The 16,256-nt window shown below is 54.8% G+C and carries 12 protein-coding genes; 2 read left to right on the forward strand and 10 right to left on the reverse strand.

The genetic code is table 11. The features are described from left to right. The 3 genes from RUM_RS00045 to RUM_RS00055 form a co-directional block, all read right to left on the reverse strand. On the reverse strand, nt 1-1,495 hold a 1,495-nt coding region (locus tag RUM_RS00045), incomplete at its 3' end, for a carbohydrate-binding domain-containing protein (RefSeq protein WP_041326165.1). Beyond that, on the reverse strand, nt 1,492-2,193 hold the full coding sequence (locus RUM_RS00050) for a DUF4956 domain-containing protein (RefSeq protein WP_015557206.1): 702 nt from the start codon (nt 2,191-2,193) through the stop codon (nt 1,492-1,494). The genes RUM_RS00045 and RUM_RS00050, both read right to left, overlap by 4 nt. Beyond that, nucleotides 2,186-2,935, reverse strand: a complete 750-nt coding sequence (locus RUM_RS00055) for a polyphosphate polymerase domain-containing protein (protein WP_015557207.1) — start codon at nt 2,933-2,935, stop codon at nt 2,186-2,188. Before RUM_RS00055 ends, RUM_RS00050 begins: the two co-directional genes overlap by 8 nt. A 474-nt stretch (nt 2,936-3,409) precedes the next feature. Between RUM_RS00055 and RUM_RS11810 the strand changes: the two genes are divergently transcribed. Further along, nucleotides 3,410-6,490: a carbohydrate-binding domain-containing protein gene (locus RUM_RS11810; protein WP_015557208.1), complete on the forward strand. Its 3,081-nt coding sequence runs from the start codon at nt 3,410-3,412 to the stop codon at nt 6,488-6,490. A 145-nt stretch (nt 6,491-6,635) separates the two neighbouring features. Here the strand turns inward: RUM_RS11810 and RUM_RS00070 are convergent, their stop codons facing one another. From RUM_RS00070 to RUM_RS00090, 5 genes are read right to left on the reverse strand one after another with little or no spacing between them, the layout of a single operon-like run. Beyond that, on the reverse strand, nt 6,636-7,736 hold the full coding sequence (locus RUM_RS00070; protein WP_015557209.1) for a hypothetical protein: 1,101 nt from the start codon (nt 7,734-7,736) through the stop codon (nt 6,636-6,638). 33 nt (nt 7,737-7,769) lie between these two features. Continuing rightward, nucleotides 7,770-9,017 carry a glutamate-5-semialdehyde dehydrogenase gene (locus tag RUM_RS00075; protein WP_015557210.1) on the reverse strand — a complete coding sequence of 416 codons (1,248 nt, stop codon included), beginning with the start codon at nt 9,015-9,017 and terminating at the stop codon, nt 7,770-7,772. Nucleotides 9,018-9,064: 47 nt separating this feature from the next. Next, on the reverse strand, nt 9,065-9,850 hold the full coding sequence (gene proB, locus RUM_RS00080) for a glutamate 5-kinase (RefSeq protein WP_081460072.1): 786 nt from the start codon (nt 9,848-9,850) through the stop codon (nt 9,065-9,067). Between the two features lie 17 nt (nt 9,851-9,867). Continuing rightward, entirely contained in the window at nt 9,868-10,821 is a 954-nt protein-coding gene (locus tag RUM_RS00085; RefSeq protein WP_015557211.1) for a D-2-hydroxyacid dehydrogenase, read from the reverse strand. After that, nucleotides 10,818-11,114: a hypothetical protein gene (locus RUM_RS00090; protein WP_147645517.1), complete on the reverse strand. Its 297-nt coding sequence runs from the start codon at nt 11,112-11,114 to the stop codon at nt 10,818-10,820. The genes RUM_RS00085 and RUM_RS00090 overlap by 4 nt, the downstream gene beginning before the upstream one ends. 230 nt (nt 11,115-11,344) lie before the next feature. Between RUM_RS00090 and RUM_RS00095 the strand changes: the two genes are divergently transcribed. Beyond that, nucleotides 11,345-11,743 carry a hypothetical protein gene (locus tag RUM_RS00095; RefSeq protein ID WP_015557212.1) on the forward strand — a complete coding sequence of 133 codons (399 nt, stop codon included), beginning with the start codon at nt 11,345-11,347 and terminating at the stop codon, nt 11,741-11,743. A 46-nt stretch (nt 11,744-11,789) separates the two neighbouring features. On the opposite strand, the gene RUM_RS00100 is transcribed toward RUM_RS00095, so the two are convergent. Both RUM_RS00100 and RUM_RS00105 read right to left on the reverse strand, forming a co-directional pair. Further along, nucleotides 11,790-14,033 carry a DNA gyrase/topoisomerase IV subunit A gene (locus RUM_RS00100; RefSeq protein ID WP_041326168.1) on the reverse strand — a complete coding sequence of 748 codons (2,244 nt, stop codon included), beginning with the start codon at nt 14,031-14,033 and terminating at the stop codon, nt 11,790-11,792. Between the two features lie 12 nt (nt 14,034-14,045). Further along, a complete protein-coding gene (locus tag RUM_RS00105; RefSeq protein WP_015557213.1) occupies nt 14,046-16,028 on the reverse strand; it encodes a DNA gyrase/topoisomerase IV subunit B in 1,983 nt (660 codons plus the stop codon). Between the last annotated feature and the right edge of the window lie 228 nt (nt 16,029-16,256).

The following is a 16,256-nucleotide window of genomic DNA, read 5'->3' on the forward strand; positions in this document are numbered from 1 at the left end:
AGGAAACGGAAAAGGTTGAAACCCTGCCGGTGGTTTTGTATGTACCTCGATCCGTGCCGCCGCTGTAGGTGCCGCCGGTGGTTACATAGTCAGCAGTATTCCCACCGGATACCATGCCGCCGGTGGAAACTGTGTAGGATGCGCCCTCTCGCAGACCACTGCCGGAATAGAGCACGGTTTTATAGGCTCTCGGGGAGGACAGGGTGAACAGGGGACTGGAGCCGGATGCGATCCGTGTCAGCATATTCGCCGACAGGGCGGAAGCAAAATTCACAGCTACCACATTCTGACCGGAGGATGCAAGGGGCAGGGTACAGGTGTTTCCCACTGCGTACAGGGTGCCGCCGTTGATGGTGAGCCCGCCTATGGCAATCACGGCGCCCTTTTCTTCCCGGGTGCCTCCCATGAGCACAGAAGTGCCGCCGTTGATGGAAATGGTGTTCTTGCACTTGATGCCGTTGGTGCCCGCATCGCAGTACAGTGTGCCCCCATTGATGGTAATATCATCGTTGGCGAACAGTCCGCTTTTGGTGGAGACGATGTGGAGCCTGCCGCTGTTGACAATGATATCATCGTCGCTGGCAATGCCGTGGGCGTAGTTGGAGCGGATGTTCAGAGTGCCGCTGCCACCGATCTCCAGCGTGTCATTGGAGAACAACGTCCCCTTGTCCGCATCGTGCTGTACGCTGCCGTCCTCCAGGCTGTTGACGGTTCCGGGCATTAGCTCCACATTCACCCGCTTGGCGTTGATTACGTTGATGGCGGAACCGGCGGAGTTTTTGATGGACACCCCATCCAACTGCAGCACCACCTTTTTTTCCGTGTTGATTTCGATCTGTCCGTCGGACAGACTGCCGCTGATCCGGTAGGTGCCGCCCTTGGTGATGCCCACCTTGGAGCCACGGGCGGCAATGCCCTTGCCTTCAAAGCGCACACTGTCTCCCAACAGGGTGATGGTCTTGACGTCTGATGCAGGGGTGGAATCCTCCTGGGCAGCGGTGGTTGCCGTCGGGCTTTGCTGCTCCTGCTGCGTTGGTGTGGAGGCGGCAGGCTTCTGCTCGCCGGAGGGATTGTCCGGCTGGCTGTTTTCGGTGCCAGGACCGGAGGGAGTGTCCCCATTGTGCTCCGGGGACTGTACAGCGGAATCCGTTCCGCTAGATTCGGAATGTTCCGGTGCATCCGGATCTTTCTGGCTGTCGCTGCCGGATTCCTCCGCTTTGGAGGAATCCTCCGGTGCTGTGGAATCTGCCGGTTTGCTGTCTGTTGCGGAATCCTGCACAGAATCTGTCGGGGCTGCATTCCCGCTTTCAGCAGCGGAGTTTTCCTCCTGCTGTCCGCAGGCTGCGAGCGTGCAGAGCATGGCACAGGTGGCAAGCAATGCAAGCATACGTTTCATATTGGTTCCCCATTTCTCCGCCCTGTTCATCAGCCGGGCGGCAGCAAACACCGCAAGGCCGGGGACGCATGCAGCGCCCTCAGCCCTGTGATGGATCATTTTTCATAGATCTTGTCGTCGTACTTGTACAGTACCAGGGTTACGTTCAGATTGCCGTTCAGTGCCCGAAGATCGTCAATGAATTTCTTCTGGTCGATGCCATTTTTCACCTTGATGCTGTAAACCAGGTCGAACAGGGTGCCGAAGTCTGTGGTCTTGACCCGCTTGAGCCGCCAGTAGGTGGTATTTTCCGTCAGTACCCGGTCAAACAGACCCATATAGTTCAGATTTTCCGGAATGGTGATCTTCAGGGTCATATCGCTGACATTCGGGGCACCGTAATGCACTGCATTCAACACGAACATGATGACACCCAGCAGCAGGAAGAACAGGAATGCGCAGCCGATATATCCCATACCGCAGCACAGACCCACCGCCATTGCAAAGAACACATAAGCAATGTCCTTGGGGTCGCCGGGAGCGCTTCGGAACCGCACCAGAGTAAATGCGCCTGCCAGACTCAGTGCACTGGATACGCTGTCCCCGATGATGAGGATGATTACGGCGATGATGGCAGGCAGCATGGTCATGGTCAGCACATAGCTCTGGGAGTAGCCGGTCTTCCGGTGGGTGAATATGTAGATCAGGCTGATGAGAAAGCCCAACAGGGCGGAACAGAGAATACAGGTGAGAAATTCTCCGATGGTCATGGTGGATGCGGTGAGAATGGACTTGATTCCAAAAATGTTTTCAGGCATAAATCATTACGCTCCTATCTTCTTCGATTTTGCTTCGGATATACTGCTTGTAAGCAGTGCCGTACTTAGAAAAGCTGGTTTTGTAGATGTTCAGCTCCGATAAGGCATCGGAGAGCCATTTGGGAATGGAGTCGGTCACTTTGATCTCCATCAGCCGCTGATCCGGCCGGATGATCTGGCTTCCGTAATTGCCGGAGGCAAGAGAAATATCCTCCCGCCGGGCAGTGATCTGCCGGTCAAAGGTCAGACGAAAGTCGCTGTTGTCCTTGCCGAAAAAGGCGGAGCGCTGGTAGCTGATATACTGCTTGGGGGAAACGGCATAGTTGTTGAGGAAAACGTCCAGCTCCTTGAGCACCTGCATTTGCAGGAACTTTTCCGACTGAGGCTTGACCCGGGTCTGTATGTAGGCATTTGCCTGCTGCAGGGTCATGGTCACCCGGCGCTTTGTTACAATGCCGCCGATCTTTTTCTTGATCTCCAGAAAAACCGTGTCCTCCGGTCCTGCAGGCGAGGCATAGCTGCGCAGCCGGATCTTTTCCTTGTAATAGGGCTTGGCAAGGGATTCCCGGATCAGGAAATTGTCATCGGTGTCGTAATATACATTATAGACCCCGTATTCCTTGCCGTTCACGCAGTATTTGTCCGGATTCATATAGTCCAGAAGAATGGGCTGAAGTGCGTCATACTGCGCTTTGGAAAGCAGGAATTTTACTTCCCGCCGCTGAAAAGTACGAATTGCCATAGGCGTGTTTGTCCAGCAGTGTTCCTCCCCATTGTCCTACTGCTGAGGCAGTACCTCCCTTCTGCTGTTTTCTTGTCATTATTCTATCAAGGGTTTCTTAAAATAGTCTTAAGAATGGTGTGCTTTTTGCCGGTTTTCACAAGTATATATACACTTTCAATTGCTTTTCATCCTTTTTTCATAGGATCGCCATTACGAAAATTGTGACATTCGTAGAAAAACGGGAGCCCGCTTTGTGCAGAAAGGCAGTATTGTACGGAGCAGGCTCTCGGTGGTGTTGCCCAAAAGCTATAAACCTGCATGGCGGAATTTGTATACTTTTTTGCAGTATGCTTCTGCTTTTTAAGACTATTTTAAGAATGGGGCATTATACTATGTATATTGGCAGAACCCGGGGCGTATCCCCGTGTCAAGGCAATGCCGCAGAAAGCCCATGCGGCACGCCAAAATGATTGAATAAAGGAGTAGATGATCATGAAGTCTGGGAAAGCAAACAGGCGCAGAATGCTTGCCGGTATGCTGGCGTTGAGCGTTCTGTGTACCAGCGGTGTGATTCGCACCGGCGCATCCGTCAGTGCAGCAGCCACGGTTGCAGGCGATGTAAACTTGGACGGCACTGTGGACGCAAAGGATGTGACCGCTTTGCAGCAGTATCTGATCCGGAAAGCGACCCTCACTGCAACGGCAGCAGAAAACGGGGATCTCAACGGAGACGGTGTGCTGAACAGCGTAGATCTTGCATTGCTCAAGCGTCAGGTGCTGGCTTCCACCCCGCAGGCTGAGGCTACATATATCCACCTGAAGGACACTTCCATTGAAGTAGAGGGGGATCACGCTACGCTGAGTAACAGTAATAAAACGGTGACCATTGACGCATCCGGTACTTATTATATTGACGGTACTCTGACGGATGGACAGATCATAGTCAATGTACCGGATATTGTGGCGGATGCTGAAACCGTCAAGCTGTTTCTCAACGGCGTGAACATCACCGGCGTTTCCGCTGCCCCGATCCTGATTGAGAATGCGGAAAACACCTCTTTGAACCTGGTTGCAGGTACCACCAATTATGTGTACGACGGCGCCACCTATGCAGAAAATACCGCAGCCATTTATGCCAAGGATGACATGACCATCAAGGGAGAGGGTGCACTGGTTGTGACCGCATCCACCCAGTATGGCATCCACTGCAACAACGATCTCAAAATCACCGGCGGTGATATTACTGTCATTACGGAAAATACCACCACCAAGATGGACGGTATCCGGGCAAAGCAGAGTGTGCGCATCAAGGATGGTACGGTGAAGGTCAACGCCACCGGAGACGGCATCAAATCTACCAAGGCGGATGTGAATATCTCCGGCGGCAATGTAAGCGTCAAGGCAGGGAATGATGCTATTCAGGCGGAAACCACCATTGACATTTCTGCCGGTACCCTGCTGGCATGTGGCGACCGGGGTCTGACCAGCATTACCGCTACGAATATTACCGGCGGTTCTGTTTGTGCAACCGCCACAGACAGCCAGGCTGCGCTTGTGCGTGCATCCCAGGGCTGCATGCTGCTGACCTATGCGGCTGAGTGGACAAAGGGCAATGAGATTGCAGTCAAGTCCGGTGCTACAACCGTTTATGCAGCAACCCCCAACAAGAAGTTTGACTATGTGCTGCTGAGCAGTCCGGATCTGACAACCTCCGCCGCATACAGCCTGTATACCGGCGGTCAGCAGATGAAGCACAGTGCGGACGCCACCGGCGTGTTCCAGATGAGCGCTGACGCATCCTTCACTGGGGTAGAGGCACTGAACGGCTCCGGGACTGTTACCACGGAAGCAGGCGTCCAGCTGAATGGCTCCAGTCTGACAGTATCCGGCGAGGGCGTGGAGCTGACCAGCAGCACCATTGCAACCATCACCCAGCCTGGTATTTATAATGTAACCGGTTCCATGACCGGCGGGCAGATCGTGGTGAACGTGGATAAGACAACCTATGCGGACGCCATTGTAGAGCTGGTGCTGGACGGCATAGAGCTGACCAATACGGCGGATTCTCCTATTTATGTTGCAAGCGTTGGAGACGAGTGCCGGATCACTGCCAAGAACGGTACCACCAGTACCATTTCTGATGGTACCAACTATACCAATGCGGACAGCGATAGCGGTGCTATTTATTCCAAGGATGATCTGAAGATCAAAGGCAAGGGCACGCTGATCGTCAACGGCAATTACCAGGACGGCATTGTCAGCAAGGATGATCTGAAGATCTGGAATGGTTCTGTGACCGTCAATGCAGTGGATGACTGCCTGCGGGGGAAGGATTCCGTTCGGATCGGTGATCCGGATGATACGGATTATTCCGCACTGGATCTGAAGCTGACATCCACCTCCGGCGACGGCATTAAGTCCTCCGGCACGGATACCGGCAAGGGCTATGTGACCATTACCGGCGGCACAGTGGATATCACATCCAAGAGTGGAGACGGCATCCAGGCAGAGCAGACCTTTACCATGAACGGTGGTAACGTGACCATCAATACCTACCAGGGTCACGGCTACACTGGTTCCGGCTCCTCCGGCGGTGGCGGCGGCTGGGGCGGCGGTATGCAGGACGGCAACAACAATAAGGTTGACTTGAGCGTCAAGGGCATCAAGGCAGTGGGTCTGTATGATACGGACGGCACCACATATCTGAGCGGCGGTGATCTGATCATCAACGGCGGCACGCTGAACATTGATTCCACAGACGACTCCCTGCATTGCGGCGGCAATATGTCCATCAACGGGGGCAATATCACCCTGGCTTCTGCGGATGACGGCATGCATTCCGACCATAACCTGACCATCGGGGAAAGCACCACCGGCGGCTATGATGCACCCTGGATCAACGTCACCTATTCCTATGAGGGAGTTGAGGGTCTTACAATTGTGCAGAATTGCGGCACCGTCATGGTAACCTCCAAGGATGACGCCTACAATGCAGCAGGCGGTGCAGACTCCAGCGGCATGGGCGGCGGCTGGGGCGGCGGCTGGGGCGGCGGCAGCGTCGGCGGCGGCAGCTACAGCATGACCTTCAACGGTGGCTATACCTTTGTCAGTGCAGCAGGGGACGGACTGGACTCCAACGGAGAGATGATTTTCAATGGCGGTTATGTATTCGTTTCCCAGACTGGCGGCGGCAACGGCCCTCTGGACTGCGGCGACGGCTATTCCATCACCTACAACGGCGGCACTGTGATTGCTGCGGGCAGCAGTAGTATGTTTGAATATCCTTCCAACAAGGCGTTCCTGTCTACTACATCCGTTTCGGCTGGTTCTACCATCACCTTTACCAATGCAAGTGGTACGGTGATCGCAACCTTTACGCTGCCGAATGCATCCCAGGAAATGGTGCTCTGCTCCACAGAGAGCAACGTAAGCTGCTACACCGGTGGTACCCTCAGCGGCGTTACCTACTTTGGCAGCCAGGACGGCACCAACCGCTGCGGTTACGGGGGAACCATTTCCGGCGGTACCTCTGTCAGCGAATCCGGCGGCGGCGGAAATCGTCCCTGGGGCTGATCCACCAATCTTTATTGAACCAAACGCATGCAGCCCGCAGAGCCATTCTGTGGGCTGCACCTGCTTCAGGGCAGTACTGTAGGATTGTGCAGCCTTGTCTATGCAAAAACACCCGGCAGTTTCATGAGAAGCTGCCGGGTGTTGCTTATAATGTGCCTTCTGTGGAGATGTTCTTTGCGGAACGGAGAATGTATGCGCCGTTCAGTTCCTGGAGCACAAACTCCATTTCCTTTGCTGTTTCCGCCGCACTGTCATGCTTCTGCCAGGAGGGGACTTCCTCCTTGTATGCCACTGTCAGAGTGTAGCGATCCTCCTCCTTGCTGATCTGTTCCACCAACGGGGTGTAGGAGAAATAGGAGGGGGCAGCGGGAATGTTGTAGGATTTGTTGTCAGAGTTGTAATAGAAGCGCATATCCCCTGTGCCGATGGTATGGTGCGAAAAGCTCAGCCCCTCTCCGAACAGCTTTGCTGCATGGGCTTCTATGTCAATGGCAGGTACGGTTACAATGTCCATGGTGTGTTCGTATTTGTCCATGTCTCCATGAATCATGAAGTCCCAGATAGCGGCGGACAGAATCTGATCCGGATCCAGGTCACTGACAGAGTCGAAGTCTGCGATGTCCATGACCACCACCGGCTCCAGAAAGTCCGCGAAATCCTGCTTCTGCGTTTCATTGTTGGCAAAGCCTGCGAACCTTTGCCGCATGCTTTTGCTGATCTGGATACATCCCAGCACAGCGGCAAAGAGAAAGAACACGCCAATGAAAAAATACAGGATCTGTCGGCGGCGGTGCCTGCGTGCCTCCGATGGGGAGGTACCCTCCGCCACTGGCAGCTTGGTCAGCAGCTCGATCTCCTCAATGTTCTCATCCAGAGCGCTTTGCAGGGTTTTCAGCAATGCAGGCTGCGCTTTTTTTGACTTGCTGTGGGGCTTGCGGGGAGGCGTGTCCTTCACCAGGGGCTTGGCGTGCTGGATGGGAATGTCCAGCAGCGGCGGATCCGCCGGTTCCTGAATGATCTTTACCGGTTTGGGCTCCGGCTTTGGTTCCGTTTTTTTTCGTGGCTTTTCTTTTTTTGCCGGGGCAGCAGCTTCCCGGATGGGCTGCGGTTCCGGTTTCTGTGCCGGAGGTGTGGGTTCTTCCCGGCGTGGGGGCTGATGATAGCCCAGCTCTGCCAGCAGACTATCAATATCACTCTGAGAGCTGTGCCCGGTGCGGGGAAAACGCTGTTCTGTTTCTGTTGGCATGATACGTCTGCTTCTCCTTTATGGGGGATCCGGTCAGCGGATCTGTCCCTCTCCGTTAATCAGGTACTTGACCGTGGTCAGCTCATGAAGCCCCATGGGCCCACGGGCATGCAGCTTTTGGGTGGAAATGCCGATTTCTGCGCCCATGCCGAATTCGCCGCCGTCGGTGAAACGGGTGGAGGCGTTCACATAAACGGCTGCTGCGTCCACCTGGGTCTGGAACTTCCGTGCATGCTCCAGGGAACGGGTCACAATGGCTTCGGAATGCTTGGTGCCATATCTGGAAATGTGGGCGATGGCTTCGTCAATGGAGTCCACCACCTTCACGGAAATGTCATAGGACAGGTATTCCTTGGCATAGTCCTCCTCTGTGGCAGGCTGTACATCCGGCCCCAGAATGGAGCGGGTGGTCTGACAGCCATGCATGACCACCTTGTGCTGATCCAGTCTTGCTTTGATCAGAGGCAAAGCCTCCTGGGCAATGTCCTTATGCACCAGCAGACTCTCCACCGCATTGCATACGGAGGGACGCTGGGTCTTGCCGTTGTCCACAATGTTAACTGCCATTTCCAGATCTGCACTGTCGTCCACATATACGTGGCAGTTGCCGGTGCCGGTCTGGATCACCGGAACGGATGCATGCTCCACCACTGCCCGGATCAGTCCGGCGCCGCCCCGGGGAATCAGCACATCCAGATACTGATTCATGCGCATCATCTTTTCTGCTGTTTCATGGGAGGTGTCGTCCACGAACTGCACCACGTCCGCCGGCAGACCGGCGCTTTCCACTGCTTCCCGCATGACTGCCACCAGGTGGGCGTTGGAGCAGAGAGCTTCCTTGCCGCCCCGGAGGATCACCGCATTGCCTGCTTTCAGGCACAAGGTAGCAGCGTCCACCGTCACATTGGGTCGGGACTCGAAAATAATGCCGATGACGCCCAGGGGTACCCGGGTCTTGAGAATCTGCAGACCGTTGGGGCGGATGGTGCCATGCTCCACAGAGCCTACGATATCGTCCATGTCAATGAGGGTGCGCACGCTGGCTGCAATGGCAACGATACGCTGGGGATTCAGCAGCAGCCGGTCAATCATGGACTGGGACATGCCATTGGCAACTGCCCGTTCAATGTCCTCCTGATTTTTTTTGACGATCTCGCCCGTTCTGGCGATCAGTGCGTCCGCAATGGCAGCAAGGGCAGCATTCTTCACTGCCGGCGCAGCTGCGGCTATGGCAGGTGCAGCCGCCTGTGCCCGTTTTCCCAGTTCCAGTATGTCAGTCATATAAACCATCCTTTCTTGTCGGCTGCACAGGGCAGCGTTGAGTATCGTCAGTTCGTCTTTGCCAGGAAACGTGTGCCTACCGGCTTGCCGTCAAACAAATCGTACAGCAGCTCCGGTTGGCTGCCATTGAGGATCACCATGTCTATGCCGGCAGCAGTGGCGATCTTGGCAGCGTTGATCTTGGTTGCCATACCGCCGGTACCCAGGGCAGTGCCTGCTCCGCCGGCGATGGATTCAATATGTGCGTCAATATGTTCCACCACCGGGATCAGCTTTGCATGCTCACAGCGGCGGGGATCCTCTGAATACAGTCCGTCAATGTCGGACAGGATCACCAGCAGATCGGCGTTTACCAGAGAAGCCACAATGGCGGACAGGGAGTCATTTTCCCCGATCTCCAATTCCAGCTCGTCAATGGCGACTGTATCATTTTCATTGAAAATGGGGATCACGTTCATGTCCAGCAGCCGCTGGAAGCAGTTTTTTACGTTGTTGATCCGTTCGTTTTCCAGAATGGTTTTGGTCAGCAGGATCTGGGCTACGGTGATCCCGTAGTTTGCAAACTGCTGATCGTACATATCCATCAGCTCACACTGTCCTACGGCAGCAGCAGCCTGCTTGGTGGGGGTATCCTTGGGTCGCTCCAGCAGCCGCAGCTTGCCGCAGCCCAACGCAATGGCACCGGAGGATACCAGAATGATCTCCTTGCCCGCATTGTGCAAGTCTGCCAGGATCCGGATCAGATTGTGCATCCGCCGCAGATTCAGCCTGCCGGTTTTATGGGTCAGCGTGGAGGAACCCAGCTTGACAACCACACGCTTTTTTTCAGAAATATTCAATGTATTCAACCTCAGTTTACAAGATTTTGCGGATTTCCCGCAAGAAAATGCTGTAAATTATCCGTCACGATCCCCAGCAGTCTTTGCCGGGTCTCCAGGGGTGCCCATGCAATATGGGGCGTGATGACGCAGTTTTTCGCATGCCGCAGGGGCGTATCCGGGTTCATGGGCTCCTGCTGCAACACGTCCAGGTATGCGCCGGCGATGACGTCATTGTTCAGAGCCTCTGCCAGGTCATGCTCTGCCACTACGCCGCCCCGGGCGGTATTGATGAGAATGGCGGAGGGCTTCATGCTGCCCAGCCGAATGGCATTGACCAGCTGGCGGGTATCCTCTGTCAGAGGACAGTGAAGGGTCAGCACATCCGCCCTTGCAAATGCCTCTGCCAGGGTGACCATAGGGTAGGGAGCATGCGCCGGTACGGTACGGGTGCTGACCAGTACCTGCATCCCGAACGCGTCGGCGATTTTTGCAACGGCTTTCCCGATGCTGCCAAAGCCGATGACGGACAGGGTTTTCCCTGCCAGTTCCATGGTAGGGTAGGGGAAATAAGAAAAGGTCGGGGAGGTGCACCACTTGCCCTGCCGCACGTCCAGGTTATACAGGGGCAGCTTGCTGAAATGATCCAGCATGAAAGCAAATACCAGCTGTGCCACGGCGTTGGTGGAGTAACTGCCAGCGTTGCAGACCCGGATGCCCCGGGCGGTAGCGGCAGGAATGTCCACATTGTTGTAGCCGGTGGCGAACAGCCCGATATACTTCAGATTGGGGCATGCTTCTATAACTTCTCCGGTAATAGGCACCTTGTTGCACAGCACCAGCTCTGCGTCCCCGATCCGGGCGGCAGCCTCCCCGGGGCTTGTCAGACTGTAGCAGTCGATCTCATCCGCAAAGGGGCGGAAGCATTCCGGGGAAAGATCCTCATGGGCGGTCATGGTTGCCCAATCCAGAATCACAAGCCTCATGCCTTTGCTTCCTCGTCGGTCTTGCCCTTGGGGGCATTCTTTTTTGCCCGGGTGTGGTCGATGCATACGGTTACAATGGCAAGGATCAGCATCACCAGTTCAAATACGCCGATGCCGTAGAACCAGGTGCGGCTTTCGTTGATATACAGCAGCAGGGTGGCAGGAACGGCAACCGCAAAGACTAGCTGGTACATGCGGCGCATGCGGATAAACTGGATCACAAAAAAGATCGTGGCGATCACGCAGAAAATCAGATGGGATTGAAACGGCAGCGGAAAAACAGTACTTTCCATAAGTGCAGGCTGCAAATGCAGCCACTCCTTTCTCGAGATGGGTCGATTATTCAGATGCTCATACATATAGTATAGCATGGAACAGTGGAATTTTCAAGTGTATCTGCATAGCTTTTCGCAATCCGGCTCGTTTTTTGCAGACTGTCGGATTTTGACGAACCAACGGGGCGCTTGTGCATATACTATCCTTGGGTACGGAAAACGTATCCGATATAAGGGGGAGGATGTATATGTGTTGTCTGAAAAGCGGATGCCCGGCAATTTTACTGTCCATTCTGGGAGGCGTAGGTGCAGCGCTGCTGTACTACTTTGACTTTCTGACGCTGACTGTGGCGGCACCCTATGTGGTGCCCATTGCACTGGTGCTGATCGTCATTGCTGCAACAGCAGCCATCGCTTCTGCCGCATGCTCTGTCATGTGCCTGCGAGCCGCTGTTTGCCGGTATGGCTTATGCCTGTTGTACGGAGCGGTTGTGCTGCTGACGGTGGCACTGCTCAGCTTTCTGCTGACCAATGTGCCGTTGCTGCCCTTTGTGCTGATCGGGGCGATCGCAGCTATTTTCAGCGTGATTATGCTGCTGTCCCTGATCACCGCAATCGTTCGGTGCATTTGCCCGCGCTGCAGCTAACACGAAGAAGGACTCCGGCGTGATCCGGGGTCCTTCTTTTCTTTTGCTATGCTTCCGGGAAGGACAGCTGATGGCTGTCCGGCAGATCCTTTGCAAGGACGCCTGCCGCCGGAATATTTTTGACGCTGTATTTTTTCAGTTGCTCCAGTTGCTCCGGATCCACCGGGGCAACGTTGTCCAGCACTGCTTTTGCCTTGAGTGTGACCACCTGGACGCCGATGGTATCCCGGGTGGCTTTGGGGAGGATCATGGCTGTGTGGAAGAGCAGCGCCCGGTTGTTGGTGGTGCGCACCAGCAGTACCGTATCCTCCGGACAATAAAGGATCTCCACCAGCCTGGATTTGCCGGAGTAGGCGTTGGCAAGCCGTTTCCGGTTGGTCTTGGTGGCATATGCGGACAGGGGTACCTTGGCGATCTTACCGTTTTCAAAGGCGAACAGCACAAAGCCGCTGTAGTCTACAGTGGGGATCATCTTCACCAGGCTTTCGTTTTCGTCAAATCCCAGCTTTGCAGGTACATAATCTCCCAGCAGGCTTGCCTTGGTATCATCAAAGGCACTGGCACGGCTTTTGTATACCTGGCATCGGTCGGTGAAGAACAGCAGCTCCGTCCGGTTGGTTGCTTCAAACTGGGCTGCCATGGTATCCCCCTCCTTCAGCTTCTGCTCACCGCTGACCCGCAGGGACTGGGGAGTGATCTTCTTGAAATAGCCGCTGGCGGAGCAGAACAGGTGCACCGGGTAATCCGGAGTCTCATCCTCCTCCGGCTCTTCCTCCAGCTGATCCGCATACAGGAACTGGGTGCGCCGGGGCTGTCCGTATTTCTCCTTCACGGCCTTCAGCTCTTCCGTAATGATCCGGCGGATCTTTTTCGGATCGCCCAGAATGTCCTGCATTTCTGCGATTTCTCCGGACAGGGACTCCACCTCCGCAATGCGCTTGAGGATGTATTCCCGGTTCAGATGCCGCAGCTTGATCTCTGCCACATATTCCGCCTGGATCTCGTCAATACCGAATTCCACCATCAGGTTGGATACCACGTCCGCTTCTTCCTCCGTTTCCCGGACGATGCGGATGGCGTGGTCGATATCCAGCAGGATCTTTTGCAGGCCTTCCAGCAGATGCAGCTTTTCGGATTTTTTTTGCAGGTCAAAATGCACCCGGCGTTTCACGCATTCCGCCCGGAACGCCACCCATTCCGTCAGGATCTCCCGGACGCCCATGACTTTCGGGGTGCCGGCGATGAGAATGTTGAAGTTACAGGAGAAGTTGTCCTGTAACGGGGTCATCCGGAACAGCTTTTGCATCAGTTTGTCCGGATCCGTGCCCCGCTTGCAGTCAATGGCAAGCTTCAAGCCGCTCAGATCTGTTTCATCCCGGATGTAGGAGATCTCCCGGATCTTGTTGGCTTTGATCAGCTCAATGATCTTATCCATGATGGCTTCGATGGTGGTGGAATAGGGAATCTCGGTGATCTCGATGCAGTTGGCGTCCTTGTCATAGCTGTACTTTGCCCGGAGCCGGACGGAGCCTCTGCCGGTCTGGTAGATCTTGTTCAGCTCTCCTTCCTCGTAGAGCATGTAGGCGCCGCCGGGAAAGTCCGGCCCCTTTAATGTGCTGAGCAGGTCATGCTCCGGATTTTTGATCAAAGCGATACAGGTTTCGCAGACCTCCGCCAGGTTGAAGGGACATACGCTGCTTGCCATGGAAACCGCAATGCCCATGTTGGCGTTCACCAGCACGGTGGGGAAGGAGGCAGGCAGCAGAGTTGGCTCCGCCATGGTGTTGTCGTAGTTGGGGACAAAGTCAATGGTTTCCTTGTCGATGTCCCGGAACAGCTCGTTGCAGATGGGATCCAGCTTGACCTCTGTATACCGGGAGGCGGCATAGGACATATCCCGGGAATAGGCTTTGCCAAAGTTACCCTTGGAGTCCACATAGGGGTGCAGCAGCGCCTCATTGCCCCGGGCAAGCCGCACCATGGTTTCATAGATGGCAGCGTCTCCGTGGGGGTTCAGCCGCATGGTCTGTCCCACCACGTTGGCGGATTTGGTGCGCTGCCCGGTAAGCAGCCCCATTTTGTACATGGTATACAGCAGCTTCCGGTGGGAGGGCTTGAAGCCGTCGATCTCCGGCAGTGCCCGGGAGATGATGACGCTCATGGCATAGGGCATGTAGTTCTTCTCCAGGGTTTCTGTGATCTTTTCCTCTACCACGATGCCGGCGCCTTCAATATAGGCGTTGGGAATGGCTGCCCGCTTCTGTTGGGGTTCCTTTTTCTTTCGTGCCACAGGTGTCCCTCCTTATGAAATATCGGCAAGCTCCAGATAATCGCCGCCGTATTCAGAAATGAAATCCTTTCTCGCCTGCAAATTGTCCCCCAGCAGCATATCAAAGGCGGCAAAGGTCTTTTCCGCCTCGTCGGAGGTGACCTGGATCAGCCGGCGTGTGGCAGGGTTCATGGTGGTCAGGGACATCATTTCCGGTTCGTTTTCGCCAAGTCCCTTGGAACGCTGGATGGTGAATTTCTTCCCTTCCAGATGGGACAGGATCTTGGTCTTTTCCTTTTCTGTATATGCAAAGTAGGTTTTGTCCTTGCTGTTGATCTCATACAGGGGAGATTCCGCAATGTATACATATCCCTCGTCAATGAGGGTGGGTGTCAGCCGGTACAGCATGGTGAGAATCAGGGTACGGATCTGGAATCCGTCCACGTCCGCATCCGTACAGATGACGATCTTGTGCCAGCGCAGATTTTCCAGAGAGAAGGAGGACAAATCCTTATTTGCCTTTGTCCGGACCTCCACGCCGCAGCCCAGTACCTTGATAATATCCGTAATGATCTCGTTTTTGAAGATTTTGGCGTAGTCCGCCTTCAGACAGTTGAGGATCTTGCCCCGCACCGGGATCACCGCCTGGAACTCCGCTTCCCGGGCGAGCTTGACAGAGCCCAATGCGGAGTCGCCCTCCACGATGTACAGCTCCCGCCGGGCTGTATCCTTTGTGCGGCAGTCCACGAATTTCTGTACCATGTTGGACAGGTCAATGGTGCCTGCCAGCTTCTTTTTCAGATTCAGCCTGGTGCGTTCCGCATTCTCCCGGCTCCGCTTGTTGACCAGAATCTGTTCACAGATCCGGGTGGCTTCGTCCGGGTTTTCGATGAAGTACACCTCAATCTGATGCTTGAGGAATTCCGTCATGGCCTCATAGATAAACTTATTGGTGATGGCCTTCTTGGTCTGGTTTTCGTAGGAGGTCTGGGTGGAGAAGCCGGAGGATACCAGCACCAGGCAGTCCTCAATGTCCGGATAGGTGATCTTGCTTTCGTTTTTCAGATACTTGCTGTTCTGCTTGAGATAGCTGTCGATCTGGGACACGAATGCCTGCCGCACTGCCCGTTCCGGAGAGCCGCCATGCTCCAGAAAGCTGGAGTTGTGGTAAAACTCCGTCAGCTTGATCTGGTTGGAAAAAGTCAGTGCCACATTGATGCGCACCTTATACTCCGGCTTGTCCGCCCGGTCACGCCCCTTTTTCTCGCACTGCCAGTGCTGGATGGAGGTCATAGCCTTGTCTCCCACGATCTCCTGCACATAGTCGGTAATGCCGTTTTCGTACCGGAATTCCCGGACAGAAAAGCTGCCGTCCTCACTCTGGCTCCGGTAGGTAAACAGCAGGTTCGGATTGACGATTGCCTGCCGCCGGAGAATATCGTGGAAAAACTCGTCCGGGATCTGGATATCCGTGAATACATCCAGATCCGGCTTCCACCGGGTCCGGGTACCGGTTTTTTTCTGGGTGGTGGGTTCTTTCTTCAGTCCGCCCACATTATTGCCGTGCTCAAAATGCAGGTTGTACCGGAAACCATCCCGGAAGATCTCCACATCCATAAATTCCGAGGCAAACTGGGTGGCACAAAGCCCCAGACCGTTCAGCCCCAGGGAATAGGCGTAGGTATCCCCCTCTGCGTCATACTTTCCCCCGGCGTACAGCTCACAGTAAACCAGCTCCCAGTTGTAGCGTTTCTCCGTATTGTTGTAATCCACCGGGCAGCCTCTGCCGAAGTCCTGCACCTCGATCGTCTGATCCTGGTACCGGGTGACGATGATGTGATCCCCGAAGCCGGCCCGTGCTTCGTCAATGGAGTTGGAGATGACCTCAAAAACGGAATGCTCGCAGCCGTCCAGTCCATCCGAACCGAAAATAACCCCGGGTCGCTTGCGTACCTTGTCTGCGCCCTTGAGCATGGTGATGCTTTCGTTGCCGTAATCCGCCTGCTTTTTCGCCATGTGCACACTGTTCCTTTCTGAAACACCCATACGGGTAGAATACGTTCTCTTGCCGCTGATTTTTTATTATACCATTATTTTGAGAAGAATGCAAGGGCTGGGCGAACCGGTTCCAGGGCATGCCGGCGGATTGACCTTTTTCGCCCCCTGTGGTATAATATAGATAACAGAAATATCGCACAAAGCGCATCTGGCGGTGTTCCTTAAACATACTGCACGGGAAACAGG

The sequence above is a fragment of the Ruminococcus champanellensis 18P13 = JCM 17042 genome, from assembly GCF_000210095.1.
GTDB lineage: Bacteria > Bacillota > Clostridia > Oscillospirales > Ruminococcaceae > Ruminococcus_F > Ruminococcus_F champanellensis.